This window comes from Pseudomonas sp., from assembly GCF_037994325.1.
GTDB lineage: Bacteria > Pseudomonadota > Gammaproteobacteria > Pseudomonadales > Pseudomonadaceae > Aquipseudomonas.
In genome coordinates, this window is record NZ_JBBNAH010000483.1 from 1 (window position 1) to 24,473 (window position 24,473).

Below are 24,473 nucleotides of genomic sequence, written 5' to 3' on the forward strand. Positions count from 1 at the left end.
GCCCGTGGACGTTTACGTGCCCGGCTGCCCTCCCCGCCCAGAAGCATTTTTGCAGGCTTTAATGTTGCTGCAGGAATCGATTGGCCAAGAGCGTCGCCCACTGTCCTGGGTCGTCGGCGAGCAAGGCGTTTACCGCGCCGATATGCCGTCGCAAAAGGAACAGCGCCGTGAACAGCGTATTCAGGTAACCAACCTGCGCAGCCCCGACGAAGTGTGATTCAGCTTTTTCTTACCCAGAAAGCACGCCGGATTCACCCTTTACGTTGACTGATAGCGACCGAGACCATGACTGCAGACACCGCTCTGTACATCCCGCCTTACAAGGCAGACGACCAAGACGTCGTCAATGAACTGAACACGCGCTTTGGCGCCGATGCTTTCACCGCCCAGCCAACCCGCACGGGCATGCCGGTGCTGTGGGTGGCGCGTGAACGCTTGATCGAGGTGCTGACCTTCCTGCGTCAGCTGCCCAAACCCTACGTCATGCTCTACGACCTGCACGGCGTCGACGAGCGTCTGCGCACGCAGCGTCGCGGCCTGCCGGGTGCCGACTTCACGGTGTTCTACCACCTGATGTCGATCGAGCGTAATAGTGACGTGATGATCAAAGTCGCGTTGTCTGAGGGCGACCTCAATCTGCCGACGTGCACCAACATTTGGCCTAACGCCAACTGGTACGAGCGCGAAGTCTGGGACATGTACGGCATCACTTTTGTCGGCCACCCGCACCTGACCCGCATCATGATGCCGCCGACCTGGCAAGGTCACCCGCTGCGCAAAGACTACCCGGCGCGCGCCACCGAATTCGATCCATTCAGCCTCTCGGTTGCCAAACAGGCACTGGAAGAAGAAGCCGCGCGCTTCAACCCCGAAGACTGGGGCATGAAGCGCGGCAACGCCAATGAGGACTATATGTTCCTCAACCTCGGCCCCAACCACCCTTCGGCCCACGGTGCGTTCCGTATCGTGCTGCAGTTGGACGGTGAGGAAATCGTCGATTGCGTACCGGAAGTGGGTTACCACCACCGTGGTGCCGAGAAGATGGCCGAGCGGCAGTCCTGGCACAGTTTCATTCCGTACACCGACCGTATCGACTACCTCGGCGGCGTGATGAACAACCTGCCGTACGTGCTTTCAGTCGAAAAGCTGGCCGGCATCAAAGTGCCGGAAAAGGTCGATGTCATCCGCATCATGATGGCCGAGTTCTTCCGCATCACCAGTCACCTGCTGTTCCTCGGCACTTACATTCAAGACGTCGGTGCCATGACGCCGGTGTTCTTCACCTTTACCGACCGTCAGCGCGCTTACACCGTAATTGAAGCCATCACCGGCTTCCGCTTGCACCCGGCCTGGTACCGCATCGGTGGCGTTGCTCACGACCTGCCGCGCGGCTGGGAAAAGCTGGTGAAAGACTTCGTTGAATGGCTGCCCAAGCGCCTCGACGAATACGAAAAAGCCGCGCTGAAAAACAGCATCCTGCGTGGCCGTACCATCGGCGTCGCTCAGTACAACACCAAGGAAGCCCTGGAATGGGGTATCACCGGTGCCGGTCTGCGCTCGACCGGCCTGGACTTCGACCTGCGTAAAGCCCGCCCCTACTCCGGTTACGAGAACTTCGAATTTGAAGTGCCGCTGGCGGTGAATGGCGACGCTTACGACCGTTGCATCGTGCGCGTAGAAGAAATGCGCCAGAGCATCAAAATCATCGACCAGTGCCTGCGCAACATGCCGGAAGGCCCGTACAAAGCGGACCACCCGCTGACCACGCCGCCACCGAAAGAACGCACCCTGCAGCACATCGAAACCTTGATCACGCACTTCCTGCAAGTTTCCTGGGGCCCGGTTATGCCGGCCAACGAAAGCTTCCAGATGATCGAAGCGACCAAGGGCATCAACAGTTATTACCTGACGAGCGATGGCGGCACCATGAGCTACCGCACCCGTATTCGTACGCCAAGCTTCCCGCACCTGCAGCAGATCCCTTCGGTGATCCGCGGCAGCATGGTCGCCGACTTGATTGCGTACCTGGGCAGTATCGACTTCGTTATGGCTGACGTGGACCGCTAACTATGACTACCACCACGCTGATTCAAACCGACCGTTTTACCCTCAGCGATGCCGAGCGTTCGGCCATCGAACATGAGTTGCACCACTACGAAGATTCGCGCGCGGCTTCCATCGAAGCGCTGAAGATCGTGCAGAAAGCCCGTGGCTGGGTGCCGGATGGCGCCATTGCTGCCATTGGCGAAATCATCGGCATCCCCGCCAGCGACGTTGAAGGCGTGGCTACCTTTTATAGCCAAATCTTCCGCCAGCCGGTTGGCCGTCACATCATTCGCGTGTGCGACAGCATGGTCTGCTACATCGGTGGCCACGAGTCGGTGGTCAGCAGCATCCAGCAGCAACTGGGTATCGGCCTGGGCCAAACCACTGCCGACGGCCGCTTTACCCTGCTGCCAGTGTGCTGTCTGGGTAACTGCGACAAGGCGCCAGCGCTGATGATCGACGACCACACCTTTGGCGACGTACAAGCCGATGGTGTGGCGCAACTGCTGGAGGCTTACGTATGACGTCCGCTTCGACCAACCGCCTGACTTCCTTTGGCCCCGCCAACAGCATTGCCCGCACCCCGGAAACCCACCCGCTGACCTGGCGCCTGCGCGATGACGCGCAGCCTGTTTGGCTGGACGAGTATCAGGCCAAAGACGGCTACACCGCCGCGCGCAAAGCCTTCGCCGATCTGTCCCAAGACGAGATCGTGCAAACCGTCAAAGACTCCGGCCTCAAGGGTCGTGGTGGCGCCGGCTTCCCCACAGGCGTGAAGTGGGGGCTGATGCCTAAAGACGAATCCATGAACATCCGCTACCTGCTGTGCAACGCGGATGAAATGGAACCCAACACCTGGAAAGACCGCATGCTCATGGAGCAGCTGCCGCACTTGCTGATCGAAGGCATGTTGATCAGTGCGCGGGCGCTCAAGGCGTATCGCGGCTACATCTTTCTGCGTGGCGAATATGTCGATGCCGCGGCCAACCTCAACCGCGCCGTTGAAGAAGCCAAGGCCGCTGGCCTGCTGGGTAAAAACATCCTCGGCAGCGGCTTTGATTTCGAGCTGTTCGTGCACACCGGCGCCGGGCGTTATATCTGCGGTGAAGAAACCGCACTGATCAACTCCCTCGAAGGCCGCCGCGCCAACCCACGCTCCAAGCCGCCCTTCCCGGCTGCTGTGGGCGTGTGGGGCAAGCCGACCTGCGTCAACAACGTCGAAACCCTGTGCAACGTGCCGGCCATCGTTGGCAACGGCATCGAGTGGTACAAGGGCCTGGCTCGCCCCGGCAGCGAAGACATGGGCACCAAGCTTATGGGCTTCTCCGGCAAGGTGAAAAACCCCGGCCTGTGGGAACTACCGTTCGGCGTCACCGGCCGCGAGTTGTTTGAAGACTACGCTGGCGGTATGCGCGACGGTTTCACCCTCAAAGCCTGGCAGCCCGGCGGTGCCGGTACCGGCTTCCTGTTGCCCGAACACCTTGATGCGCAAATGTATGCCGGCGGCATCGCCAAGGTCGGTACGCGTATGGGTACCGGCCTGGCCATGGCGGTCGACAACACCGTCAACATGGTCGGCCTGTTGCGCAATATGGAAGAGTTTTTTGCCCGCGAATCGTGCGGTTTCTGCACGCCGTGCCGCGATGGTCTGCCGTGGAGCGTGAAAGTGTTGCGCGCCATCGAGACCGGCAATGGCCAACCGGGTGATATCGAAACCCTGGAAGGTTTGGTCAACTTCTTAGGCCCTGGCAAAACCTTCTGTGCGCATGCACCGGGTGCCGTGGAGCCACTGGGCAGCGCAATCAAATATTTCCGTCCAGAGTTCGAAGCGGGTATTTCCCGCATCGCTGCTCCGGTGGCGCCAACGCAGTTTGTCAGCGCCTAAGTTTTAGCGCTGGCGGCCAGTGAACTCGTAACCCTGAGCTCTGGCCCCAGCGAACCGTGATTCTATTAGCCACGCCCGCCAGTTGAGGCTGGCAAAACCGCTACCCGCGGTTTTCCAGACAGACAACGGGCCAACGAAGAAACTTGAATATGGCCACTATCCACGTAGACGGCAAAGCCCTCGAAGTCGATGGAGCAGACAACCTGTTACAGGCCTGTCTGTCCCTCGGTCTCGATATTCCGTACTTCTGCTGGCACCCGGCGCTTGGTAGCGTCGGCGCCTGCCGTCAGTGCGCGGTAAAGCAGTACACCGACGAAAACGACACCCGTGGTCGCATCGTTATGTCCTGCATGACCCCCGCCACCGACAACACCTGGATCTCCATCGACGACGCCGAATCCAAAGCGTTTCGCGCCAGCGTCGTGGAATGGCTGATGACCAACCACCCGCACGACTGCCCAGTGTGCGAAGAAGGCGGTCACTGCCACCTGCAAGACATGACGGTGATGACCGGCCACAACGAGCGCCGTTATCGCTTCACTAAACGCACCCACCAGAACCAGGATCTCGGCCCTTTCGTTGCCCACGAAATGAACCGCTGCATCGCCTGCTACCGCTGCGTGCGTTTCTATAAAGACTACGCTGGCGGCACCGACCTCGGCGTATTCGGCGCCCACGACAACGTGTACTTCGGTCGTGTTGAAGATGGCGTGCTGGAAAGCGAATTCTCCGGCAACCTCACCGAGGTTTGCCCGACCGGCGTGTTCACCGACAAAACCCACTCCGAGCGCTACAACCGCAAGTGGGATATGCAGTTTTCGCCAAGCATCTGCCATGGCTGCTCGAGCGGCTGCAACATCAGCCCCGGCGAGCGTTACGGCGAAATCCGCCGCATCGAAAACCGCTACAACGGCTCGGTTAACCAGTATTTCCTCTGCGACCGTGGTCGCTTTGGTTATGGCTACGTCAACCGCACCGACCGCCCACGTCAGCCGCTGCTGACCGCTGGCAACCAGAAGCTCGGTGTGGATGCTGCTCTGGATAACGCCGCCGATCTGCTGCGCGGCCGCACCATCGTCGGCATCGGCTCGCCGCGCGCCAGCCTGGAAAGCAACTATGCCTTGCAAGAGCTGGTCGGTGCCGAGCACTTCTACTCCGGCATTGCTGCCGTTGAGCTGAGCAACCTGCGCCTGGTCTTGGACGTGCTGCAAAACAGCCCGCTGCCAATCCCCACCCTGCGCGAAATCGAAGAACACGATGCCGTGTTCGTGCTGGGTGAAGACCTGACGCAAACCGCCGCCCGTATCGCCTTGGCCCTGCGCCAAACCGTGAAAGGCAAAGCCGAAGACATGGCCGAGGCCATGAAGATTCAGCCGTGGTTGAACGCTGCCGTGCAGAACATTGGCCAGCACGCACTAAACCCGCTGTATATCGCCAGCCTGGACGCCACCAAGCTCGACGACGTGGCCGAAGAGTGCGTACACGCCGCCCCGGATGACCTGGCGCGCATCGGTTTTGCCGTCGCCCACGCCCTCGACGCCAGCGCCCCAGCCGTTACTGGTCTGGACGCCGAAGCCCTTGAGCTTGCCCAGCGCATCGCCGACAGCCTGCTGGCGGCCAAGCGTCCGCTGATCATTGCCGGTACTTCCCTGGGTAATCGCGCCCTGATCGAGGCCGCTGCCAACATCGCCAAGGCCCTCAAGCTGCGCGAGAAAAATGGTTCGCTGAGCCTGGTGGTCAACGAAGCCAACAGCTTGGGCCTGGCCATGCTCGGCGGCGACTCGGCTGACGCCGCGCTGCAAGCGGTGATCGACGGCAAAGCCGACGCCATCGTGGTGCTGGAAAACGATCTGTATACCCGCGCCGACAAGGCCCTGGTAGACGCTGCGTTGAATGCCGCCAACGTGGTGATCGTTGCCGACCATCAACAAACCGACACCACCGCCCGCGCCCACCTGGTACTGCCAGCCGCCAGCTTCGCCGAAGGCGACGGTACTCTGGTCAGCCAGGAAGGCCGTGCCCAGCGCTTCTTCCAAGTGTTTGATCCCACCTACTACGACGCCAGCATTCTGGTGCACGAAGGCTGGCGCTGGCTGCACGCGCTGCGTAGCACCTTGCTTGGCCAGAATGTTGATTGGACGCAGCTCGACCACGTCACCGCTGCCACCGCTGCCAGCACCCCGCTGCTAGCGCGCATCGTCGATGCCGCGCCAAGCGCTGCCTTCCGCATCAAGGGCCTGAAAATGGCTCGCGAGCCGCTGCGTTACAGCGGTCGCACGTCCATGCGCGCCAATATCAGCGTGCACGAACCGCGTACCCCACAAGACCAAGACACCGCATTCGCCTTCTCCATGGAAGGTTACTCGGGCTCGGTTGAACCGCGTCAGCAAGTACCCTTTGCCTGGTCGCCAGGTTGGAACTCGCCGCAAGCCTGGAACAAGTTCCAGGACGAAGTCGGCGGCCATCTGCGTGCCGGCGACCCGGGCACCCGTTTGATCGAAAGCAAAGGCGATGGCCTGAGCTGGTTCACCACCGCACCAAACGCCTTTAACCCGGCGCAAGGCACCTGGCAGGTTGTGCCGGTGCATCATCTGTTTGGCAGCGAAGAGAACTCCTCGCGTGCCGCGCCGGTGCAGCAGCGCATTCCTGAGGCTTATGTGGCCGTTGCCGCCTCGGAAGCCGCGCGTTTGGGCGTTAACGAAGGTGCGCTGGTCAGCCTCAATGTCGCAGGGCAAACCCTGCGCTTGCCGTTGCGTGTCAGTGAAGAACTGAGCGCTGGTGTAGTGGCCTTGCCGGTTGGTTTGGCCGGTATTCCAGCGGCAATCGCTGGCAAAACCGCTGATTCGCTGCAGGAGGCCGCGCAATGAGTTGGTTCACGCCTGAAGTGATCGACGTGATCATCGCCGTGCTCAAAGCCATCGTGATCTTGCTCGCCGTCGTGGTGTGCGGCGCGTTGTTGAGCTGGGTGGAACGTCGCCTGCTGGCCCTCTGGCAAGACCGTTACGGTCCGAACCGCGTCGGCCCGTTTGGCGCATTCCAGATCGCCGCCGACATGATCAAGATGTTCTTTAAAGAAGACTGGACGCCGCCATTTGCCGACAAGGTGATTTTCACCCTGGCACCGGTGGTGGCCATGAGCGCCTTGCTGATCGCCTTTGCCATTATCCCAATCACCCCGACCTGGGGCGTGGCGGACCTGAATATCGGCCTGCTGTTCTTCTTTGCCATGGCCGGTTTGTCGGTGTATGCGGTGCTGTTTGCCGGTTGGTCGAGTAACAACAAATTCGCCCTGCTCGGTAGCCTTCGTGCCTCGGCACAAACCGTGTCGTACGAAGTGTTTATGGGCTTGTCGCTGATGGGCATCGTCGCCCAGGTTGGCTCGTTCAACATGCGCGACATCGTTGAATACCAGGCGCAAAACCTGTGGTTCATCATTCCGCAGTTCTTTGGCTTCTGTACGTTCTTTATCGCCGGCGTTGCGGTTACCCACCGTCACCCGTTCGACCAACCGGAAGCCGAGCAAGAGCTGGCTGACGGTTACCACATTGAATATGCCGGTATGAAATGGGGCATGTTCTTTGTCGGTGAATACATCGGCATCGTGTTGATTTCGGCGCTGTTGGTCACCCTGTTCTTTGGTGGCTGGCATGGTCCGTTCAATATCCTGCCATCCCTGTCATTCATCTGGTTTGCGGCTAAAACAGCCTTTTTCATCATGTTGTTCATCTTGCTGCGCGCCTCTATTCCGCGCCCGCGCTATGACCAGGTGATGGATTTCAGCTGGAAATTCTGCCTGCCGCTGACCCTGATCAATTTGCTGGTGACCGCTGCCGTGGTGTTGCTCAACACCCCGGCCGGCGTGGCTCAGTAGAGGAGAATGACCGTGTTCAAGTATCTGTTCGATATCGTGCATGGCACCTACACCCAGCTGCGTAGCTTGGTGATGGTGTTCTCCCATGCCTTCCGCAAACGCGACACCCTGCAATACCCGGAAGAGCCGGTGTACCTGCCGCCACGTTACCGCGGCCGTATCGTGCTAACCCGCGACCCCGATGGCGAAGAGCGCTGTGTAGCCTGCAACCTCTGTGCGGTGGCCTGCCCGGTCGGCTGTATTGCCCTGCAAAAAGCCGAGACCGATGACGGTCGTTGGTACCCGGAGTTCTTCCGAATCAACTTCTCGCGCTGCATTTTCTGCGGCCTGTGCGAAGAAGCCTGCCCAACTACCGCAATCCAGCTGACGCCGGATTTCGAAATGGCCGAGCTGAAACGTCAGGACCTGGTGTACGAGAAAGAAGACCTGCTGATTTCCGGCCCCGGCAAAAACCCGGACTACAACTTCTATCGCGTGGCCGGTATGGCTATTGCTGGCAAGCCCAAAGGCGCTGCCCAAAACGAAGCTGAGCCGATCAACGTTAAGGGGCTGTTGCCATGATGCAAACCGCACAGACCTTAACCGGCCGCTGGCTGCCTGAATTCGTGGTGGGAATCTGATTATGGAATTCGCTTTCTACTTCGCGTCCGGCGTGGCGGTGGTGTCCACCCTTCGAGTGGTCACCAACACCAATCCGGTACACGCCCTGCTCTACCTGATTATTTCGCTGTTGGCCGTATCGATGACCTTCTTCAGCCTCGGCGCGCCGTTTGCCGGTGCCCTGGAAATCATCGTCTACGCGGGCGCCATCATGGTGCTGTTCGTGTTTGTGGTGATGATGCTCAACCTCGGCCCTGCAGCAGCGACCCAGGAACGTGCCTGGCTGACGCCGGGTATCTGGGTTGGCCCATCGGTACTGGCATTGGTGCTGCTCGCCGAACTGCTTTACGTGCTGTTCGGCACCGCCAGCGTCGGCGCTGTTGGCCTGACCACTGTCGACGCCAAAGCCGTCGGCATCAGCCTGTTTGGCCCTTACCTGCTGGTTGTTGAGCTGGCCTCCATGCTGCTGCTGGCAGCCGTGGTCGCCGCGTTCCACCTCGGCCGTCAAGAGGCGAAGGAAGTCCAATGATGAACTCAATTCCCCTGGAGCACGGCCTGGCCGTTGCCGGTGTGCTGTTCTGCCTGGGCCTGGTGGGCCTGATGGTGCGGCGCAACATTCTGTTCGTGCTGATGAGCCTGGAAATCATGATGAACGCCGCCGGTTTGGCCTTTATCGTGGCCGGTAGCAAATGGGCCCAGCCCGACGGACAAGTGATGTTTATTCTGGTGCTGACCTTGGCTGCGGCCGAAGCCAGCATCGGCCTGGCCGTGTTGCTGCAGCTCTATCGCCGCTTCCACACCCTCGATATCGACGCTGCCAGCGAGATGCGCGGATGAACCTCTTATTTCTGACATTTACGTTTCCCCTGATCGGCTGGTTGCTGCTGTCTTTCTCCCGTGGCAAGTGGTCGGAAAACGTCTCGGCGCTGATCGGTGTTGGCTCGGTTGGCCTCTCGGCCCTGACCACCGCTTGGCTGATCTACCAGTTCAACGTCAACCCGCCAGAAGGCGGCGTGTACAGCCAAGTGCTGTGGCAATGGATGTCGGTAGACGGCTTTGCGCCAAGCTTCACCCTGTACCTGGACGGCTTGTCGCTGACCATGCTCGGTGTGGTTAACGGCGTCGGCTTTCTCATTCACCTGTTCGCTTCGTGGTACATGCGCGGTGAAGCCGGTTATTCGCGGTTCTTCTCCTACACCAACCTGTTTATCACCAGCATGCTGTTCCTGGTGCTCGGCGATAACCTGCTGTTCCTCTACTTCGGTTGGGAAGGTGTGGGCCTGTGCAGCTACCTGCTGATCGGCTTTTACTACAGCAACCGCAACAACGGTAACGCCGCACTCAAAGCCTTTATCGTCACCCGTATCGGCGACGTGTTTATGGCCATCGGTTTGTTCCTGCTATTCCAGCACCTGGGCACCCTGAATATTCAGGAGCTGCTGGTTCTGGCACCGCAGAAACTCGTGGCTGGGGATACCTGGCTGTGGTGGGCAACCCTGATGCTGCTGGGTGGTGCTGTCGGTAAATCGGCGCAGCTGCCGCTGCAAACCTGGTTGGCCGATGCGATGGCCGGCCCAACGCCTGTTTCGGCGTTGATCCACGCGGCAACCATGGTGACCGCTGGCGTGTACCTGATCGCCCGTACCCACGGCCTGTTTATCCTGACCCCGGAAATTCTCGAGCTGGTCGGTATCGTCGGCGCCGTGACCCTGGTGCTCGCCGGTTTCGCCGCCCTGGTCCAAACCGACATCAAGCGCATCCTCGCCTACTCGACCATGAGCCAGATCGGCTACATGTTCCTCGCTCTGGGTGTTGGCGCCTGGGACGCGGCGATTTTCCACCTGATGACCCACGCCTTCTTCAAGGCCCTGCTGTTCCTTGCTTCCGGTGCGGTAATCGTTGCCTGCCACCACGAGCAGAACATCTTCAAGATGGGCGGCCTGTGGAAGAAACTGCCGTTGGCCTACGCCAGCTTTATCGTCGGTGGCGCAGCCCTGGCCGCCCTGCCCTTCGTGACCGCCGGTTTCTATTCCAAGGATGAAATTCTTTGGGAAGCCTTCGCCAGCGGCCACACCGGTTTGCTCTACGCCGGTTTGGTCGGTGCATTTATGACCTCGCTGTACACCTTCCGCCTGATCTTTATCGCCTTCCACGGCGAAGCAAAAACCGAAGCCCACGCCGGCCACGGCATCAGCCACTGGCTGCCGCTGGGTGTGCTGATTGTGCTGTCGACCTTTATCGGCGCGCTGATCAGCCCACCGCTGGCGGGCGTATTGCCAGAAAGCGTTGGCCATGCCGGTGGCGAAGCCAAGCACAGCTTGGAATTGTCCTCGGGCCTGATCGCCATTGCCGGTATCGCCCTGTCGGCCATGCTGTTCCTCGGCAAGCGTCGTTTCGCCACCGCGGTCGCCAACAGTGGCCCGGGCAAATTGCTCTCGGCCTGGTGGTTCGCTGCTTGGGGCTTTGACTGGCTCTACGACAAGCTGTTTGTGCAGCCGTACCTGTTGATCACCCGTCTGCTGGGCAACGACCCAATCAATAGCAGCATCGGTGTGATCCCACGTTTGGTGCGCCTCGGCAACAGCCTGGCAAGCCGCACGGAAACCGGCAACTTGCGCTGGTACTCAGCCTCGATTGTCGGCGGCGCCGTGCTGCTGCTCGCCGTTCTTCTCTTTTTGAATTAAGGAAAACAGCCCAACATGATTCTGCCTTGGCTAATCCTGATTCCCTTTATCGGCGGCCTGCTGTGCTGGCAGGCCGAACGGTTCGGCAACACCCTGCCGCGCTGGATCGCTCTGCTCAGCATGGTGCTGCTATTCGGCCTGAGCCTGTGGTTGTGGACCACCGGCAACTTCAGCCTGGCCCCCGCGCCAGGTGCTGATCCGGTCTGGGCCCATGAATTCAAAGTGCAATGGATTGAGCGCTTCGGCATCACCATTCACCTGGCAATGGACGGTTTGTCGGTTCTGATGATCGTGCTCACCGGCTTGCTCGGTGTGCTGTCGGTTCTCTGCTCCTGGAACGAAATCCAGAACCGCGTCGGCTTCTTCCACCTCAACCTGCTGTGGATTCTCGGCGGCGTGGTGGGCGTGTTCCTGGCCATCGACCTGTTCTTGTTCTTCTTCTTCTGGGAAATGATGCTGGTGCCGATGTACTTCCTCATCGCGCTCTGGGGTCACAGCGGCAGCAAGGGCAACACCCGTATCAACGCCGCGACCAAGTTCTTTATCTACACCCAGGCCAGCGGCCTGATCATGCTGATCGCCATACTTGGCTTGGTGTTTGTGAACTACAACGCCACTGGCGTGATCACGTTTAACTACGCCGACCTGCTGAAAACCAAGATGTCCGAAGGCACCGAGTACATCCTCATGCTCGGCTTCTTTATCGCCTTTGCGGTGAAGTTTCCGGTGGTGCCTTTCCACTCTTGGTTGCCGGACGCTCACGCTCAAGCGCCTACCGCAGGCTCGGTCGACTTGGCCGGTATCCTGCTGAAAACCGCGGCCTACGGTCTGATGCGTTTCGCCCTGCCGCTGTTCCCCCATGCCTCGGCTGAGTTCGCCAACATCGCCATGTACCTGGGCGTGTTCGCGATCATCTACGGTGCCTTGCTGTCGTTCGCGCAAACCGACATCAAGCGCCTGATCGCTTACTCCAGCGTTTCGCACATGGGTTTCGTGCTGATCGCCATCTACTCCGGTAGCCAGATCGCCCTGCAAGGCGCCGTGGTGCAGATGGTGGCCCACGGTCTGTCGGCCTCGGCGCTGTTTATCCTTAGCGGCCAGCTGTACGAGCGTCTGCACACCCGCGATATGCGCGAAATGGGTGGTATCTGGGGCCGCCTGCCGTACCTGCCCGCCATCAGCCTGTTCTTTGCTGCAGCAGCGCTGGGCTTGCCGGGTACCGGTAACTTTGTTGGCGAGTTCCTGATTCTGATCGGCGCCTTTAAAGCCTTCCCGTGGTTCACCATCGTAGCGGCCACCGGCCTGGTGTTTGGCTCGGTGTACTCGCTGATCATGATTCACCGGGCCTACTTTGGCCCGACCAAGTCCGACGATGTGCTGCGAGGCATGAATGCCCGTGAACTGTTCATGGTGCTTGGCCTGGCGGTGTTACTGATCTTGCTCGGGGTTTACCCGCAGCCGATTTTAGACACCTCCTCCGCCACCATGCATGGTGTTCAACAGTGGCTCGGTGCCGCTTTCACTCAACTCGCATCGGGCCGGTAGCCTGTAATGGAAAGCCGCGTTATGGAATTCACTACTCAACACCTGCTCGCCCTGCTACCGCTGCTGGTGGTTTGCGCCACCGTCGTGGTGGTAATGCTGGCCATCGCCTGGCGGCGTAACCACAGCCAGACGTTTATCTTGTCTGGCCTGGGCCTGAACCTGGCTTTGCTGTCGCTTATTCCGGCAGTAAAAGCTACACCGCTGGCGGTCACTAGCCTGCTGTTGGTGGACAACTTCGCCAACTTCTATATCGGCTTGATTCTGGTCGCCACGCTGGCCTGTGTGACCTTGGTGCATGCCTATATGGGTGACGACAAAGTCGGCTTCCCTGGCAACCGCGACGAGCTCTACCTGTTGATTCTGATGGCCGCTGCCGGTGGCATCGTGCTGGTTTGCGCGCAGCACCTGGCTGGCTTGTTTATCGGCCTGGAACTGCTGTCGGTGCCGGTGTACGGCATGGTCGCTTATGCGTTCTTCAATAAGCGCTCGCTGGAAGCCGGCATCAAATACATGGTGCTCTCTGCCGCCGGCTCGGCCTTCCTGCTGTTTGGTATGGCCCTGCTCTACGCCGACGCTGGCACCCTGAGCTTTGCCGGCATCGGCGCCAAGTTGGCCGCTACTGGTGCACAGAGCGCCATGGCGCAACTGGGTCTGGGCATGATGCTGGTCGGCTTGGGCTTCAAACTGTCGATGGTGCCGTTCCACCTGTGGACGCCGGACGTGTACGAAGGTGCTCCGGCACCGGTTGCGGCCTTCCTGGCTACCGCCAGTAAAGTCGCCGTGTTTGCGGTGATGGTGCGCCTGTTCCTGCTCTCCCCTGCTGCCAACGAAGGCTTGCTGACCACCGTGCTGTCAGTGATTGCCGTGGCCTCGATTTTGGTCGGTAACCTGCTGGCGCTGCTGCAGAACAACCTCAAGCGTCTGCTCGGTTATTCGTCCATCGCCCACTTTGGTTACCTGCTGATCGCGGTTATCGCCGGCAAAGGTTTGGCGGTGGAAGCGGTGGGCGTGTACCTGGCCACCTACGTGCTGACCAGCCTTGGCGCCTTTGGTGTGATCACCCTGATGTCGACGCCCTACAGCGGCCGCGACGCCGATGCCCTGTACGAATACCGTGGCCTGTTCTGGCGCCGTCCGTACCTGACCGCCGTGCTGACCGTGATGATGCTGTCGCTGGCGGGCATTCCGCTGACCTCCGGCTTTATCGGCAAGTTCTACGTGATCATGGTCGGCGTGGAATCGCAGCAGTGGTGGCTGCTGGGCAGCATGGTGCTGGGTAGCGCGATTGGCGTGTTCTACTACCTGCGCGTGATGGTCACCCTGTTCCTGGTTGAACCTAACCTGCACCGCCACGACGCCCAGGAAAACTGGGGCCAGCGCACTGGCGGCCTGATGCTTGTAGCGGTAGCCCTGCTCGCCTTTGTACTTGGCGTTTACCCGCAGCCGCTGCTGGAACTGGTGCAGCACTCGACAAGGGCCTTGGTTCACTAAGGTCAAACGCAGCACAAAAAAAGCCCGGCTAGATGCCGGGCTTTTTGCTTTGTAGGCTGGAGCGCCTTACGCCAGATCGGCGAGGGTCAGGTCGAGGCACTTACGCGCCTTTTCCACCAGCTCATCAATCTCTGCTTTGCTGATGACCAACGGTGGCGAAATGATCATGGTGTCGCCTACCGCGCGCATGATCAGGCCGTTGTTAAAGCAATGCCCACGGCAAATCATGCCTACGCCCTTGCCTTCGTAACGCGCCCGAGTGGCCTTGTCTTTTACCAGCTCAATCGCGCCGAGCATGCCAACACCTCGCACCTCGCCCACCAAGGGGTGATCGGCCAATTCACGCAGGCGCTTCTGCAGATACGGCGACGTCTCTTCGCGCACGCGCTCCAGAATCTTTTCTTCCCGAATAATGCGCAGGTTTTCCAGCGCCACCGCTGCCGCCACCGGGTGCCCGGAGTAGGTAAAGCCGTGGTTGAAGTCACCGCCTTCGTTGATCACTTCGGCGACTTTGTCGCTGACGATCAGGCCACCCATGGGGATATAGCCCGAGGTCAGGCCTTTGGCGATGGTCATAAAGTCCGGTGTGTTGCCGTAGAAGTTACTGCCGAACCACTCGCCAGTGCGGCCAAAGCCACAAATCACTTCGTCGGCGGCAAACAGGATGTCGTACTTGGCGAGAATCTCGCGCACCTTTGGCCAGTAGCTGTCAGGCGGAATAATCACGCCGCCGGCGCCTTGAATCGGCTCGGCGATAAAGGCGGCAACCTTGTCTTCGCCGACTTCCAGAATCTTCTTCTCCAACTGCTCGGCCGCCCAGATACCGAACTCGTCCGGGCTCATATCGCCACCTTCACCAAACCAGTACGGCTGCGGAATATGCACGATATCCGGCAGCGTGCCGCCCTGCTCGTGCATACCTTGCATGCCGCCTAAGGCAGCGCCGGCCACGGTAGAGCCGTGGTAGCCGTTGATACGGCCGATGATCACTTTTTTCTCCGGCTTGCCCTTCACCTGCCAGTAGTGACGGACCATGCGCAGCAAGGTGTCGTTACCTTCCGAGCCCGAGCCGGTAAAAAACACATGGTTCATATGCGCCGGTGCCAACTCGGCGATGGTTTTCGCCAGTTCCAGCACGGGCGGGTGCGCGGTCATAAAGAAGGTGTTGTAGAACGGTAGCTCTTTCATTTGCTTGGCAGCGGCATCGGCCAGCTCATCACGGCCGTAGCCGATGGCCACGCACCAGAGACCGGCCATGGCGTCGAGAATCTTGTTGCCTTCGCTGTCCCACAGGTACACGCCGTCAGCCTTGGTGATAATGCGCGGGCCCACCTGCTTCAGCTGTCTGTAATCACTAAACGGCGCTAGGTGATGGTTGTCGCTCAGGGCTTGCCACTGCAGGGTTTGCGGGTTCTTTGCTGACTTGCTCATACGCACTCCTCACGGCCCGGCGCCAGGGCGCCAGACGCTGAAAAATTAAAGAAACCAGCGGTATTCGCGGGCACTGATTTCTTGCAAAAAGGCCAGGTGGTCCTGGCGCTTGTTTTCGCAGTACACATCCACAAACTCGGCGCCTAAGCCATCGCGCACTTGCGGTTGCTGCTGCATGGCACGCACGGCTTGGAGGATATCCAGGGGGAAATCCAGGCCGCTGTTACGGTCTTCGTTTAACGGTGCAATCGGCTCGCGGCCATTAGCCAGGCCGCTTTCCAGGCCGACCAAAATGGCCGCCAGCACCAAATAAGGGTTGGCATCGGCACCGGAAATACGGTGCTCGATACGCAGATTTTTCGGATCGGATTCCGGAATACGTACGCAGGCATCACGGTCTTCGTAACCCCAACTAGCACGCGTAGCCGCGTTTACCGTGCCGCCCAGGCGGCGGTAGGCGTTCTGGTTGGGGGCGAAGATCGGCATGCAGTGCGGCAGCAACTCCAGGCAACCGGCCACGGCATGGCGCAGCGCCTGTTGCTCATTGGCAGCGAGCAGGTTGTTACCGTCGGCGTCGTACAGGCTGACGTGCACATGCATGCCGCTGCCCGGATGCTCAAGGTACGGCTTGGCCATAAAGCTGGCGCGGTAGCCGTGCTTGAGCGCCACACCACGGGTGCTGCGGCAGAACAAGGCAGCCCAGTCGGCGGCCTGCAAACCGTCGTCGCGATGACCGAAGTTGATTTCAAACTGGCCAGGGCCGAGTTCGGCGGTAATCACCGTGGTGTCGATGCCTTGGATACGCGCGGTTTCAACCATGTCATCAAGCACTGGGGCAAAGCGCGACAGCCGCTCGATATGCATATTGGGCATGTTATCGCCGTCATCGCTGAGCTCGTCGCGGGGGAACTGTGGCAGGCCATCACGGAGCTTTTTATCGAACAGATAAAACTCCAGTTCAAAGGCCACCACCGGGTGAATGCCCTTGCGCTTCAAACGTTCGAGCACCTGAACCAGCACCTCGCGTGGCTCAAACTCGATGGGCGACTCGGTGCCGTCGGAGGTAATCAGCATCTGCCCCACCGGCTGCGCTTCCCAGGTCACTAACTTCAATGTGCCCGGCACCAAGCGACGTGGGGCATCCGGGTCGCCGTCGTGAAAGCAGTAGTCGCCAATTTTGAACAACCCGCCTTGCACGCCGAGCAGCACGCAGTTTTGCGGCAGCTTAAGGGCGCTACCGGCAGCGACTTTTTCCAGCATCTCTAGCGGGTAACGTTTGCCATAAAAGTGCCCGGGAATATCCAGGGAAATCAGGTCGACATAACGCACCTCGGGGTGGCGTTGGCGGAAAGCCTGCACTTCTGTTAGCAGGTCGGCGTTCATGGTTGCAGCTCCTGGAGCGTTCATCAGGTGTATACCCACAGCACGCGCGTGGGCAGTTCAGAGAGGTTGCCGTAGCGGCAATGGGCGTGTTGGGCGAGCTGGAAGGCATCGCCGGTACGCAGGGTTACCGGTTCTTCGCTGTCGCCCAGCCACAGGGTCAGTTCGCCTTCCAACACATAACCGCCCTGTTCGGAAATATCGCTCAAGGTCCGTTCACCGGAACTGGAGCCCGGTTCCAGCAAGCTTTCCAGCATCGAAAAGCTGGCGGACATCTTCGGCGACACCAGAATGTCGGTAATGCCATTGGCGAAATACAGCGTACGGCGTTCGTCCGGGCGGGTTACCCAAGGCACTTGTTTGGGCTTGGACAGGTTGTAGAAATACGTGGTGGTGACATCCAGGGCCTGGCTGATGGCGGTGAGGTCGGCCACCGTCGGCCGCGACAAACCGCGCTCGACCTGCGAGACAAAGCCCACCGAGCGGCCAATCTTGTCGGCCAGCTCTTTAAGCGTCAGTTTTTTGTGCTTGCGCAGGTCGTGAATCAGGATCGCCAGCGCGGCAATTTCTTCTTCTTTGGTCACGGGTGCAGGCTCCATCAAATGCTGTCGCGCAGGCGGTAATAGGCCTTGCCCAGCGCTTCCAGCGGCGCGGCCAAATAGCGGCCACCGGGGAAGCTGGGGTTGCTCAGGCCCTGGTACAAACTGAGTAAATCGCTGTTGCCGAGAATCGCCTCGCTGACCGCCCGGGCGCCGGCCAGGGTCGGCAATACGCCGTGACCCGAATAGCCTTGCAGCCAGTAGCGATTGCCCTCGCGGCCGATATCCGGGGTGCGCTTAAGGGTGATGTCGATATGCCCGCCCCAAGCGAATTCAATCGGCACGCCTTTTAGTTGCGGGAAAACCCGCTCAAGAAATGGCCGAGTCGCGCCGGCGATATCTCTCGGCATACCGCCCAGGTAGGTGCAGCCTCCACCAAAAAGCAGGCGGTGGTCAGGCGTTAAGCGGAAGTAGTCGAGCACAAACTGGTTGTCGGTGACGCAGGCATCTGTTGGCAACAGCGCTTTGGCTTGCGCTTCGTCCAACGGCGCGGTGGCCACTTGATAAGTGCCCACCGGCAATACGCGCTTGGCCAATGCCGGATCGAGTTCATCGACATAGGCATTGCAGGCCAACACCAACACATCGGCGCGCACACTGCCCTGCTCGGTTTTCACCACATAGCCGTCGCCTTCTTGCCGATAGCTCAGCGCTTTGCTGTGTTCATGGATACGCCCGCCTGCGGCTTCGATAGCAGCGGCCAAACCGAGGGCGAGTTTTAACGGGTTGAGGTGGCCGCCTTCGGGGTCGTACAAGCCGGCTTGATAACGCTCGCTAGCCACCCACTTCGGCAAATCTTCGCGGGGGATAAAGCGCAGCGCGTCATGGCCCCATTTATGGCTGGCTTCGTGTTGCCACTCATGCAGGATGGCGTTGCGCCGCGGCATCACCGAGGTCCACAGGTGGCCAGCGCGGTAGTCGCAGTCAAAGCCGTGGCGGCCGGGTAACTCGCGCAGTTCTTGCGCGGCCCAGCGCATGCTGTCCCACAGGCGCCGAGCACGCTCCAAACCCAAGGCCGCTTCCAACGGCGGCATATCACACGACCAGCCCAGAATCGCCTGACCGCCATTACGGCCGCTGGCCGCCCAGGCCACGCGGCTGGCCTCAATCACCGTTACGCGTTTGCCCGCCAGGGCCAAGCGCAGTGCCGTGTGCAAGCCGCTAAAACCGGCGCCTATCACCACCACGTCGGTGTTGTGCTCACCCTGAACCGGCGCACGCTCGGTCAGCAAAGCCGCACAGCTGTGGGCGTAATAGCTAGAGACGTGGCGGGACGAACGCTGAAACATTGGCAATCCAAATTCACGAGCGTGAAATTAATTGAATTTAATTTCACGAACGCTACCGGAAAACCCTGACAGCAGCAACCCGCTCGCTTGACCTTGCCACTGTGACAAGGCCGACGCTGCACTCGTAGGGTCCGCTGTGCGCACCGTGGTCAACACGCAAAAAACCTTTTGCTGCGCACAGCACACCCCACGAACCAATCGGATCGGGACTCCACGTATGACTACTCGACGCACTTTTGTAAAAAGCCTCGCCGCCGGCACCGTGCTGGGCGGTCTTGGCCTGTGGCGCACACCGGTATGGGCGGTTAGCAGCCCCGGCCAGCCGCCAGCATTCAGCGGCAGTGACTTCGACCTGTTTATTGGTGAAACCCCAGTCAATTTCACCGGCGCGTCCCGCACGGCGATGACCATCAACGGCAGCCTGCCAGGGCCATTGCTACGCTGGCGCGAAGGCGACACCGTGACCCTGCGCGTGAGAAATCGCCTGAGCGAGCCCACCTCCATTCACTGGCACGGCATCTTGCTGCCAGCCAATATGGATGGCGTGCCTGGCCTGAGCTTTAACGGCATCGCGCCAGACGGCCTGTATACCTATCAATTCAAGGTGAAGCAGCACGGCACCTACTGGTACCACAGCCACTCCGGTATGCAGGAACAGGCTGGCGTCTACGGCCCTTTGGTGATCGAACCGCGCGAGCCGGAACCCTTCGCCTATGAGCGCGATTATGTGGTGATGCTTAGCGACTGGACTGACGAAAACCCCAGCCAGCTCCTACGTACCCTGAAGAAACAAGCCGACTACTACAACGTCCATAAGCGCACCGTTGGCGACTTTATCGACGACGTCAGCCGCAACGGTTGGGGTAACACGGTGAGCGAGCGGCTGAGCTGGGCGCAGATGCGCATGACGCCCACCGATATCGCCGATGTCAGCGGCAGCACCTACACCTACCTCATGAACGGTCACGCGCCAGACGGCAACTGGACCGGTATTTTCCAGCCCGGCGAGCGCATTCGTTTACGCCTGATCAATGCCTCGGCCATGAGCTACTTCGACGTGCGCATTCCTGGCCTACGGATGACCGTGGTCGCTGCCGATGGCCAGCCGGTAAACCCGGTCACGGTTGATGAACTGCGCCTGGCCGTGGCAGAAACCTACGACGTGATCGTCCAGCCCGACACCGCCCAGGCTTACACCCTGTTCGCCCAAGCCATGGACCGCAGTGGCTACGCCCGCGGCACCCTTGCCGTGCGTGAAGGGTTAAAGGCAGCGGTGCCGCAACTGGACCCACGGCCGCAACTGTCCATGGCCGACATGGGCATGGACCATGGCGCGATGGCCGATATGGCTGATATGCCGGGCATGGATCATAGCCAAATGGCCGGCATGCAAAATCACCCAGCCTCGGAAGCCAACAACCCACTGGTAGACATGCAAACCATGCAACCGGCGGCCAAGCTCGACGATCCTGGTCTGGGGCTGCGCAACAACGGCCGCCGCGTGCTCACCTACAGCGACCTACGCAGCACCTTTGCCGACCCCGACGGCCGCGAGCCCAGCCGCACTCTTGAACTGCACCTCACCGGCCATATGGAGAAATTCGCCTGGTCCTTTGATGGCGTGCCCTTCTCCGCCGCCGAGCCCATTCGCCTCACCTACGGCGAGCGCGTGCGCATCGTGCTGGTCAACGACACCATGATGACCCACCCCATTCACCTGCACGGTTTATGGAGCGACTTGGAAGACGAGCACGGCAACTTCCAAGTGCGCAAACACACTATCGACATGCCACCCGGCAGCAAACGCAGCTATCGCGTTACCGCCGACGCTCTCGGCCGCTGGGCCTACCACTGCCATCTGCTGCTGCACATGGACACCGGCATGATGCGCGAAGTGCGCGTAGACGAAGGACAACCCTCATGAAAAGGCTGCCAATAACATTCACTCTGCTGGCCCTGGCAAGCACCACGTACGGAGCCGAGGCCATGGACCATTCCATGCCCGATATGCCCGATATGCCCGGCATGAGCATGGATATGTCCAGCATGGACCACTCGACCATGGGCCACGATATGAGTGCTGGCAGCACCCCTCTGCCCGCCGCCGCACAAAGCCGCACGCCGCTTGCGCCCATCACCGATGCCGACCGCCAAGCCGCTTTCCCGGCGGTTGCCGGCGGCCATGAAAGCCACGCCAGCGCCCTTAATAGCTACCTGCTGCTCGACCGCCTCGAATGGCAAAACCTTAAGGCGGGCAACGCCTTGGCTTGGGACGTCAGCGGTTGGGTTGGCGGCGATATCGACCGTCTGTGGCTGCGTAGCGAAGGCGAACGGGTGGATGGCCGTACTGACAAAGCCGAAGTGCAGGCCTTATGGGGCCACGCCATCAGCCCCTGGTGGGACGTAATGCTCGGTGCTCGCCAAGATTTCAAACCCGGCTCAGCACAAACCTGGGCCGCATTTGGAATTCAGGGCACGCCGTTGTATGGCGTAGAAACCGAAGCCACCGCCTACCTCGGCGAAGCTGGCCAAACAGCCCTGCGCTTAAAAGCTGAATACGATCTGCTGCTAATCAACCGCTTGATCGTGCAACCCATGGCCGAAGCCAACTTCTACGGCAGAAACGACGCCGAGCGTGAGGTGGGCGCAGGCCTGAGCAACACGGAACTAGGCCTGCGTCTGCGCTACCAGATTCGCCCGGAAATCGCCCCGTACGTGGGCCTGACCTGGAATCGCGCTTATGGCAATACGCCGGCCGAGGACGACGATGGCCGCGCACGTTTGGTGATCGGTGTACGCGCCTGGTTCTAACGCGGGATAACCACCCTAGAACGTGTCAGTCCTCGGGCTCTCTGGGAGGGTCTGGGTTTTTTTCGAAACGGCTGATCAGATGCGGCACCAGGTTAAGCACGATCAAAGCAAAGCCGGTGCCGAGCAGCGCGGTCGCTTCGCGCCCCAGCCCCACGGTGATGCCAATGGCGCAGGTCAACCAGATGCCAGCCGCGGTAGTCAGGCCTTTGACTTGGCTAGGGTCGCGGCCCTTGAGAATAGTGCCGGCGCACAAGAAGCCGATGCCGGCCACCACGCCTTGAATCACCCGGCTCATAGCATCCTGCTCGGCGCCCATCTGCACCGCTGCCATCACAAACAGTGCACTACCCAAGCACACCAACATATGGGTGCGGATGCCTGCGGCTTTGCCATGTTGCTCACGTTCCCAACCCAGCAAGCCGCCCAGTAACACCGCCAAGCCCATGCGCAAGGTCGCGCGGGTGGTGTGTTCAATATCGTTGAGATCGGAAAACTCGCTGGTCAGCGTCGCGAGAATCGTCTCCCACATGCTTAAACCGCCTCGCCGGAATCAGTTGGAGTGTCTGGTAGGTAACGGTGTGCGCCGCAGCGTGAACAGCATTGGCACAACAGCAGCTCGCTACCGAATAGCTCATGCGTTGGCTCCAGCCAATTACAACCTTTTAAAAAGCAGACAAAGGTCATCTCACCACCTCCTGCGGGCAACGCCGCACATTACGCAAACATCGCTATTCCCCCATACGTAGGTATCGACTGGCGCCCGCTTCGTTTGGTTTAACGATTTTTCCGTGTTATCGACATAAGCGCGTGTAAGAGCGGCGAAATTGGCGAGATAGACGGTACCGCCGCCCAGCAAAAAAGCTGAACCCTTTGCCTACGCCTGGGGCCAAAGTTTTAACGGCTCCCAGGAGATAACTTCAGCATGAGTGGCCAATACCCGTTTGTGGTGCATTACCGGTTGCACGGCCAGCCCCGCAGCGTAGAGGTTGAGAGCAACAGCGAAGCCTTTACCCCGAGCCAGGCGCGTGACCATATCGAGTCTCTGCATACCGCAGTAGCTAGCAGCGATATCACCGATATCCGCGTAACCGCCGGGCAACACGGCGGCCCCAGCCAGCCAGGCCGGCAACAAGCAACCTGACGACTGGTTTTATAACAACCACAACCACGAGAACGCCTTGATGAAAAATCTCGAAACGCCTGCCGTAAAAATCGCCGTGTACGGCGCCCAGAGCAGCATCGGCTACGCGCTGCTGGTGGAAGCCTTGGCGCGTCAGTTCGAGACCACGCTGGTTCTCGACGACCTTAACGCGATCGACGCCCGCCCAGGGCTCAGCACCGTGCAGGGCGATCCGTTCGACCCCATCAGCGTCAGCCAGAGCATTGCCGGTAAGGACGCAGTGATCAGCGTGCTGCCCAGCCAAGGCGGCGCACAGCAGTTTGAACACACCTTTAAATCCGTAACGGCCCTGCTGGATGGGTTGCCCATTGCCGGCGTCAAACGTCTGCTACTGATCGGCGATTTCACTTGGTTGGACGCCGACGGTGGCATCAGCGAGCCGCTGCGCCAATTGCAGGAGCGCCTAACCGGCAGCCCGGTAGTCTGGACCCTATTTGACGCCCCCACAGTGAGCGAACAAGCGTTGAGCTTGGACGACCTGCGCGACCCCACCAGCGCGCCTCAGCCGCAGCAAGCGCAACTGCTGCGCAGCTTTGCCAGCCAAGTAGTCGACGAGGTTTGCCACGCCGACAATATGCACCAACGTATCCGCATCCATCCCCAAGCCACTGTGGCGCAAAGCCCCAGCGACGTGGATGTAATGCCGCAGCCGTAAGCCGTTGCGGGGAGGACCACATGCCACCTGAAAGCGTGATTTTGTTGCTGATTGGCACCTGGCTGCTGGTGGCAGCGGCCGCCTTATGGGGAATGCTGCGTATCAGCCGCCGTCGCCACCATCAACACCACGCACGCCACAGCCCACGCGTGGCAATGAACCCTGCGCAGGCCAAGCAAAAGCTTGCCCGCGCCGGTCTGTAATTCAGGAGCGCGCACGCATGATGGATAGCCAAGCCGTCGATACCCAAGCCTTTCTCGATGCCTTTATGACCCTGATGCAAGAGTGCGCCATACCGCTATTCGAAGAAGCCAAAACCTATGCCCAAGGCGCCGGCCTTAACGTACGCCTGGAACTGCACGGCGCCGAAAAAGCCAACCCCGGCTTATGCCTACTGGTCGCCTACCCCGACGGCCTGCCAGACCACGGCTTCAACAGCTGCTGCATCACCGCAGAACCGTCGCAGCAGAAAATTCTCCACGAAGACTTCTACAGCGACAGCAACCAACGCCGTGTCCAACGCGGCAAGTTAGCCTCTATCAACCAGATGGTGCTGCATACCCGGCTAGCCACCTTCTTCCAGACTGCATTTGGGTTGCAGCCGGATTACATCGCTAAACAGCATCCGGCTGGGTTTTGGTAAAACCACGCGCTTACAGGCTTGTACGTGAGGCATCCGACTCTACCGTCTGACCGCTGGGTACTGGCCAAGGCTTTATCTTGATATCGCCCAGATTAAAACCAAGCACGTTCTGAATAGAGGCGCGCAGATTCGGCACATGAACATTTGTTGCCGCTCCGGCACTTGAAGCGTCATCACGCAGCACGTAGATCTCAGTAGGCGTTGTCCGGAAGCCCACTTGGTGGTCGTAAAACAGCGCACCTCCGTCATACCCCATAGCGCCCGTTGCAGACTTGTTCAACACCAAGGTATTGACAGGATTTTTAGCCAGAACTTCATTTGCCACCGCTTTGGATGCGGGCGTATTAACTTCATCCACGACGA

At 60.0% G+C, this 24,473-nt stretch carries 24 protein-coding genes and 1 pseudogene; 18 read left to right on the forward strand and 7 right to left on the reverse strand.

Features of this window, described 5'->3' with window-relative positions:
- The 12 genes and pseudogenes from AAAB16_RS16360 to nuoN all read left to right on the forward strand — a co-directional run.
- A pseudogene (locus tag AAAB16_RS16360) lies at positions 1–217 on the forward strand (NADH-quinone oxidoreductase subunit B); the annotation flags it as partial.
- A 68-nt stretch (positions 218–285) separates the two neighbouring features.
- A complete protein-coding gene (nuoC, locus tag AAAB16_RS16365) occupies positions 286–2,067 on the forward strand; it encodes an NADH-quinone oxidoreductase subunit C/D (protein ID WP_340664275.1) in 1,782 nt (593 codons plus the stop codon).
- 2 nt (positions 2,068–2,069) lie between these two features.
- Positions 2,070–2,570: an NADH-quinone oxidoreductase subunit NuoE gene (nuoE, locus tag AAAB16_RS16370; protein WP_110614461.1), complete on the forward strand. Its 501-nt coding sequence runs from the start codon at positions 2,070–2,072 to the stop codon at positions 2,568–2,570.
- Complete coding sequence (gene nuoF, locus AAAB16_RS16375) at positions 2,567–3,931, forward strand: NADH-quinone oxidoreductase subunit NuoF (RefSeq protein ID WP_340664276.1); 1,365 nt, start codon at positions 2,567–2,569, stop codon at positions 3,929–3,931. The genes nuoE and nuoF overlap by 4 nt, the downstream gene beginning before the upstream one ends.
- A gap of 149 nt (positions 3,932–4,080) precedes the next feature.
- On the forward strand, positions 4,081–6,798 hold the full coding sequence (gene nuoG, locus AAAB16_RS16380; protein ID WP_340664277.1) for an NADH-quinone oxidoreductase subunit NuoG: 2,718 nt from the start codon (positions 4,081–4,083) through the stop codon (positions 6,796–6,798).
- On the forward strand, positions 6,795–7,802 hold the full coding sequence (nuoH, locus tag AAAB16_RS16385) for an NADH-quinone oxidoreductase subunit NuoH (RefSeq protein WP_110614467.1): 1,008 nt from the start codon (positions 6,795–6,797) through the stop codon (positions 7,800–7,802). The genes nuoG and nuoH overlap by 4 nt, the downstream gene beginning before the upstream one ends.
- A 12-nt stretch (positions 7,803–7,814) precedes the next feature.
- A complete protein-coding gene (nuoI, locus tag AAAB16_RS16390; RefSeq protein WP_369335447.1) occupies positions 7,815–8,363 on the forward strand; it encodes an NADH-quinone oxidoreductase subunit NuoI in 549 nt (182 codons plus the stop codon).
- 61 nt (positions 8,364–8,424) lie between these two features.
- Complete coding sequence (gene nuoJ / locus AAAB16_RS16395) at positions 8,425–8,931, forward strand: NADH-quinone oxidoreductase subunit J (protein WP_110614469.1); 507 nt, start codon at positions 8,425–8,427, stop codon at positions 8,929–8,931.
- Complete coding sequence (nuoK, locus tag AAAB16_RS16400) at positions 8,931–9,239, forward strand: NADH-quinone oxidoreductase subunit NuoK (RefSeq protein WP_110614471.1); 309 nt, start codon at positions 8,931–8,933, stop codon at positions 9,237–9,239. Before nuoJ ends, nuoK begins: the two co-directional genes overlap by 1 nt.
- Positions 9,236–11,086 carry an NADH-quinone oxidoreductase subunit L gene (gene nuoL / locus AAAB16_RS16405; protein ID WP_340664279.1) on the forward strand — a complete coding sequence of 617 codons (1,851 nt, stop codon included), beginning with the start codon at positions 9,236–9,238 and terminating at the stop codon, positions 11,084–11,086. Before nuoK ends, nuoL begins: the two co-directional genes overlap by 4 nt.
- A 15-nt stretch (positions 11,087–11,101) precedes the next feature.
- Positions 11,102–12,631: an NADH-quinone oxidoreductase subunit M gene (nuoM, locus tag AAAB16_RS16410; protein ID WP_340664280.1), complete on the forward strand. Its 1,530-nt coding sequence runs from the start codon at positions 11,102–11,104 to the stop codon at positions 12,629–12,631.
- Between the two features lie 21 nt (positions 12,632–12,652).
- Positions 12,653–14,122 carry an NADH-quinone oxidoreductase subunit NuoN gene (gene nuoN, locus AAAB16_RS16415; protein WP_340664281.1) on the forward strand — a complete coding sequence of 490 codons (1,470 nt, stop codon included), beginning with the start codon at positions 12,653–12,655 and terminating at the stop codon, positions 14,120–14,122.
- A gap of 66 nt (positions 14,123–14,188) precedes the next feature.
- Here the strand turns inward: nuoN and AAAB16_RS16420 are convergent, their stop codons facing one another.
- The 4 genes from AAAB16_RS16420 to AAAB16_RS16435 are packed head-to-tail and all read right to left on the reverse strand — an operon-like array spanning position 14,189 to position 18,821.
- Positions 14,189–15,553 (reverse strand): aspartate aminotransferase family protein, encoded by a 1,365-nt coding sequence (locus AAAB16_RS16420; RefSeq protein WP_340664282.1) that lies wholly within the window; start codon positions 15,551–15,553, stop codon positions 14,189–14,191.
- A gap of 45 nt (positions 15,554–15,598) precedes the next feature.
- Positions 15,599–16,936, reverse strand: a complete 1,338-nt coding sequence (locus AAAB16_RS16425; protein ID WP_340664283.1) for a glutamine synthetase family protein — start codon at positions 16,934–16,936, stop codon at positions 15,599–15,601.
- Positions 16,937–16,959: 23 nt separating this feature from the next.
- Complete coding sequence (locus AAAB16_RS16430; RefSeq protein ID WP_340664284.1) at positions 16,960–17,517, reverse strand: XRE family transcriptional regulator; 558 nt, start codon at positions 17,515–17,517, stop codon at positions 16,960–16,962.
- A 14-nt stretch (positions 17,518–17,531) separates the two neighbouring features.
- A complete protein-coding gene (locus tag AAAB16_RS16435) occupies positions 17,532–18,821 on the reverse strand; it encodes an FAD-binding oxidoreductase (RefSeq protein WP_340664285.1) in 1,290 nt (429 codons plus the stop codon).
- 217 nt (positions 18,822–19,038) lie between these two features.
- Here AAAB16_RS16435 and AAAB16_RS16440 point away from each other — a divergent pair, with 217 nt between their 5' ends.
- Both AAAB16_RS16440 and AAAB16_RS16445 read left to right on the forward strand, forming a co-directional pair.
- Positions 19,039–20,745, forward strand: coding sequence for a copper resistance system multicopper oxidase (locus AAAB16_RS16440; protein WP_340664286.1), 1,707 nt, complete (start codon positions 19,039–19,041; stop codon positions 20,743–20,745).
- A 62-nt stretch (positions 20,746–20,807) separates the two neighbouring features.
- The gene (locus AAAB16_RS16445) at positions 20,808–21,632 is read left to right on the forward strand and encodes a copper resistance protein B (protein WP_340664287.1); all 825 of its coding nucleotides are present in this window, start codon (positions 20,808–20,810) and stop codon (positions 21,630–21,632) included.
- Between the two features lie 25 nt (positions 21,633–21,657).
- Here AAAB16_RS16445 and AAAB16_RS16450 read toward each other — a convergent pair whose 3' ends face one another.
- Together AAAB16_RS16450 and AAAB16_RS16455 are read right to left on the reverse strand one after the other, a co-directional pair.
- Positions 21,658–22,161, reverse strand: a complete 504-nt coding sequence (locus tag AAAB16_RS16450; RefSeq protein WP_340664288.1) for an MgtC/SapB family protein — start codon at positions 22,159–22,161, stop codon at positions 21,658–21,660.
- A gap of 2 nt (positions 22,162–22,163) precedes the next feature.
- The gene (locus tag AAAB16_RS16455) at positions 22,164–22,316 is read right to left on the reverse strand and encodes a PSPA7_2676 family Cys-rich small protein (protein WP_340664289.1); all 153 of its coding nucleotides are present in this window, start codon (positions 22,314–22,316) and stop codon (positions 22,164–22,166) included.
- Between the two features lie 238 nt (positions 22,317–22,554).
- On the opposite strand from AAAB16_RS16455, the gene AAAB16_RS16460 reads away from it, so the two are divergent.
- Genes AAAB16_RS16460 through AAAB16_RS16475 form a run of 4 tightly spaced genes read left to right on the forward strand, consistent with a single transcriptional unit; the run spans position 22,555 to position 24,110 of the window.
- The gene (locus AAAB16_RS16460; RefSeq protein WP_340664290.1) at positions 22,555–22,773 is read left to right on the forward strand and encodes a hypothetical protein; all 219 of its coding nucleotides are present in this window, start codon (positions 22,555–22,557) and stop codon (positions 22,771–22,773) included.
- A 40-nt stretch (positions 22,774–22,813) separates the two neighbouring features.
- Positions 22,814–23,467, forward strand: a complete 654-nt coding sequence (locus tag AAAB16_RS16465; RefSeq protein ID WP_340664291.1) for an NAD(P)H-binding protein — start codon at positions 22,814–22,816, stop codon at positions 23,465–23,467.
- A gap of 20 nt (positions 23,468–23,487) precedes the next feature.
- Entirely contained in the window at positions 23,488–23,670 is a 183-nt protein-coding gene (locus tag AAAB16_RS16470) for a hypothetical protein (RefSeq protein WP_340664292.1), read from the forward strand.
- Between the two features lie 17 nt (positions 23,671–23,687).
- Entirely contained in the window at positions 23,688–24,110 is a 423-nt protein-coding gene (locus AAAB16_RS16475) for a hypothetical protein (RefSeq protein ID WP_340664293.1), read from the forward strand.
- Positions 24,111–24,120: 10 nt separating this feature from the next.
- On the opposite strand, the gene AAAB16_RS16480 is transcribed toward AAAB16_RS16475, so the two are convergent.
- Positions 24,121–24,473 (reverse strand): hypothetical protein (locus tag AAAB16_RS16480; RefSeq protein WP_340664294.1); only part of this gene is annotated, 353 nt, incomplete at its 5' end.

Excerpts from the sequence above, each read along its gene's own strand:
- nuoN (WP_340664281.1), top strand. The coding sequence starts at position 12,653 with ATGGAATTCACTACTCAACACCTGCTCGCCCTGCTACCGCTGCTGGTG.
- AAAB16_RS16425 (WP_340664283.1), bottom strand. The coding sequence starts at position 16,936 with ATGAACGCCGACCTGCTAACAGAAGTGCAGGCTTTCCGCCAACGCCAC.
- nuoH (WP_110614467.1), top strand. The coding sequence starts at position 6,795 with ATGAGTTGGTTCACGCCTGAAGTGATCGACGTGATCATCGCCGTGCTC.
- nuoM (WP_340664280.1), top strand. The coding sequence starts at position 11,102 with ATGATTCTGCCTTGGCTAATCCTGATTCCCTTTATCGGCGGCCTGCTG.
- AAAB16_RS16470 (WP_340664292.1), top strand. The coding sequence starts at position 23,488 with ATGCCACCTGAAAGCGTGATTTTGTTGCTGATTGGCACCTGGCTGCTG.
- AAAB16_RS16465 (WP_340664291.1), top strand. The coding sequence starts at position 22,814 with ATGAAAAATCTCGAAACGCCTGCCGTAAAAATCGCCGTGTACGGCGCC.
- AAAB16_RS16475 (WP_340664293.1), top strand. The coding sequence starts at position 23,688 with ATGATGGATAGCCAAGCCGTCGATACCCAAGCCTTTCTCGATGCCTTT.
- nuoL (WP_340664279.1), top strand. The coding sequence starts at position 9,236 with ATGAACCTCTTATTTCTGACATTTACGTTTCCCCTGATCGGCTGGTTG.
- AAAB16_RS16450 (WP_340664288.1), bottom strand. The coding sequence starts at position 22,161 with ATGTGGGAGACGATTCTCGCGACGCTGACCAGCGAGTTTTCCGATCTC.
- AAAB16_RS16440 (WP_340664286.1), top strand. The coding sequence starts at position 19,039 with ATGACTACTCGACGCACTTTTGTAAAAAGCCTCGCCGCCGGCACCGTG.
- AAAB16_RS16435 (WP_340664285.1), bottom strand. The coding sequence starts at position 18,821 with ATGTTTCAGCGTTCGTCCCGCCACGTCTCTAGCTATTACGCCCACAGC.
- AAAB16_RS16445 (WP_340664287.1), top strand. The coding sequence starts at position 20,808 with ATGGACCATTCCATGCCCGATATGCCCGATATGCCCGGCATGAGCATG.
- nuoC (WP_340664275.1), top strand. The coding sequence starts at position 286 with ATGACTGCAGACACCGCTCTGTACATCCCGCCTTACAAGGCAGACGAC.
- AAAB16_RS16455 (WP_340664289.1), bottom strand. The coding sequence starts at position 22,316 with ATGACCTTTGTCTGCTTTTTAAAAGGTTGTAATTGGCTGGAGCCAACG.
- nuoK (WP_110614471.1), top strand. The coding sequence starts at position 8,931 with ATGAACTCAATTCCCCTGGAGCACGGCCTGGCCGTTGCCGGTGTGCTG.
- AAAB16_RS16420 (WP_340664282.1), bottom strand. The coding sequence starts at position 15,553 with ATGAGCAAGTCAGCAAAGAACCCGCAAACCCTGCAGTGGCAAGCCCTG.
- nuoJ (WP_110614469.1), top strand. The coding sequence starts at position 8,425 with ATGGAATTCGCTTTCTACTTCGCGTCCGGCGTGGCGGTGGTGTCCACC.
- nuoG (WP_340664277.1), top strand. The coding sequence starts at position 4,081 with ATGGCCACTATCCACGTAGACGGCAAAGCCCTCGAAGTCGATGGAGCA.
- nuoE (WP_110614461.1), top strand. The coding sequence starts at position 2,070 with ATGACTACCACCACGCTGATTCAAACCGACCGTTTTACCCTCAGCGAT.
- AAAB16_RS16460 (WP_340664290.1), top strand. The coding sequence starts at position 22,555 with ATGAGTGGCCAATACCCGTTTGTGGTGCATTACCGGTTGCACGGCCAG.
- nuoF (WP_340664276.1), top strand. The coding sequence starts at position 2,567 with ATGACGTCCGCTTCGACCAACCGCCTGACTTCCTTTGGCCCCGCCAAC.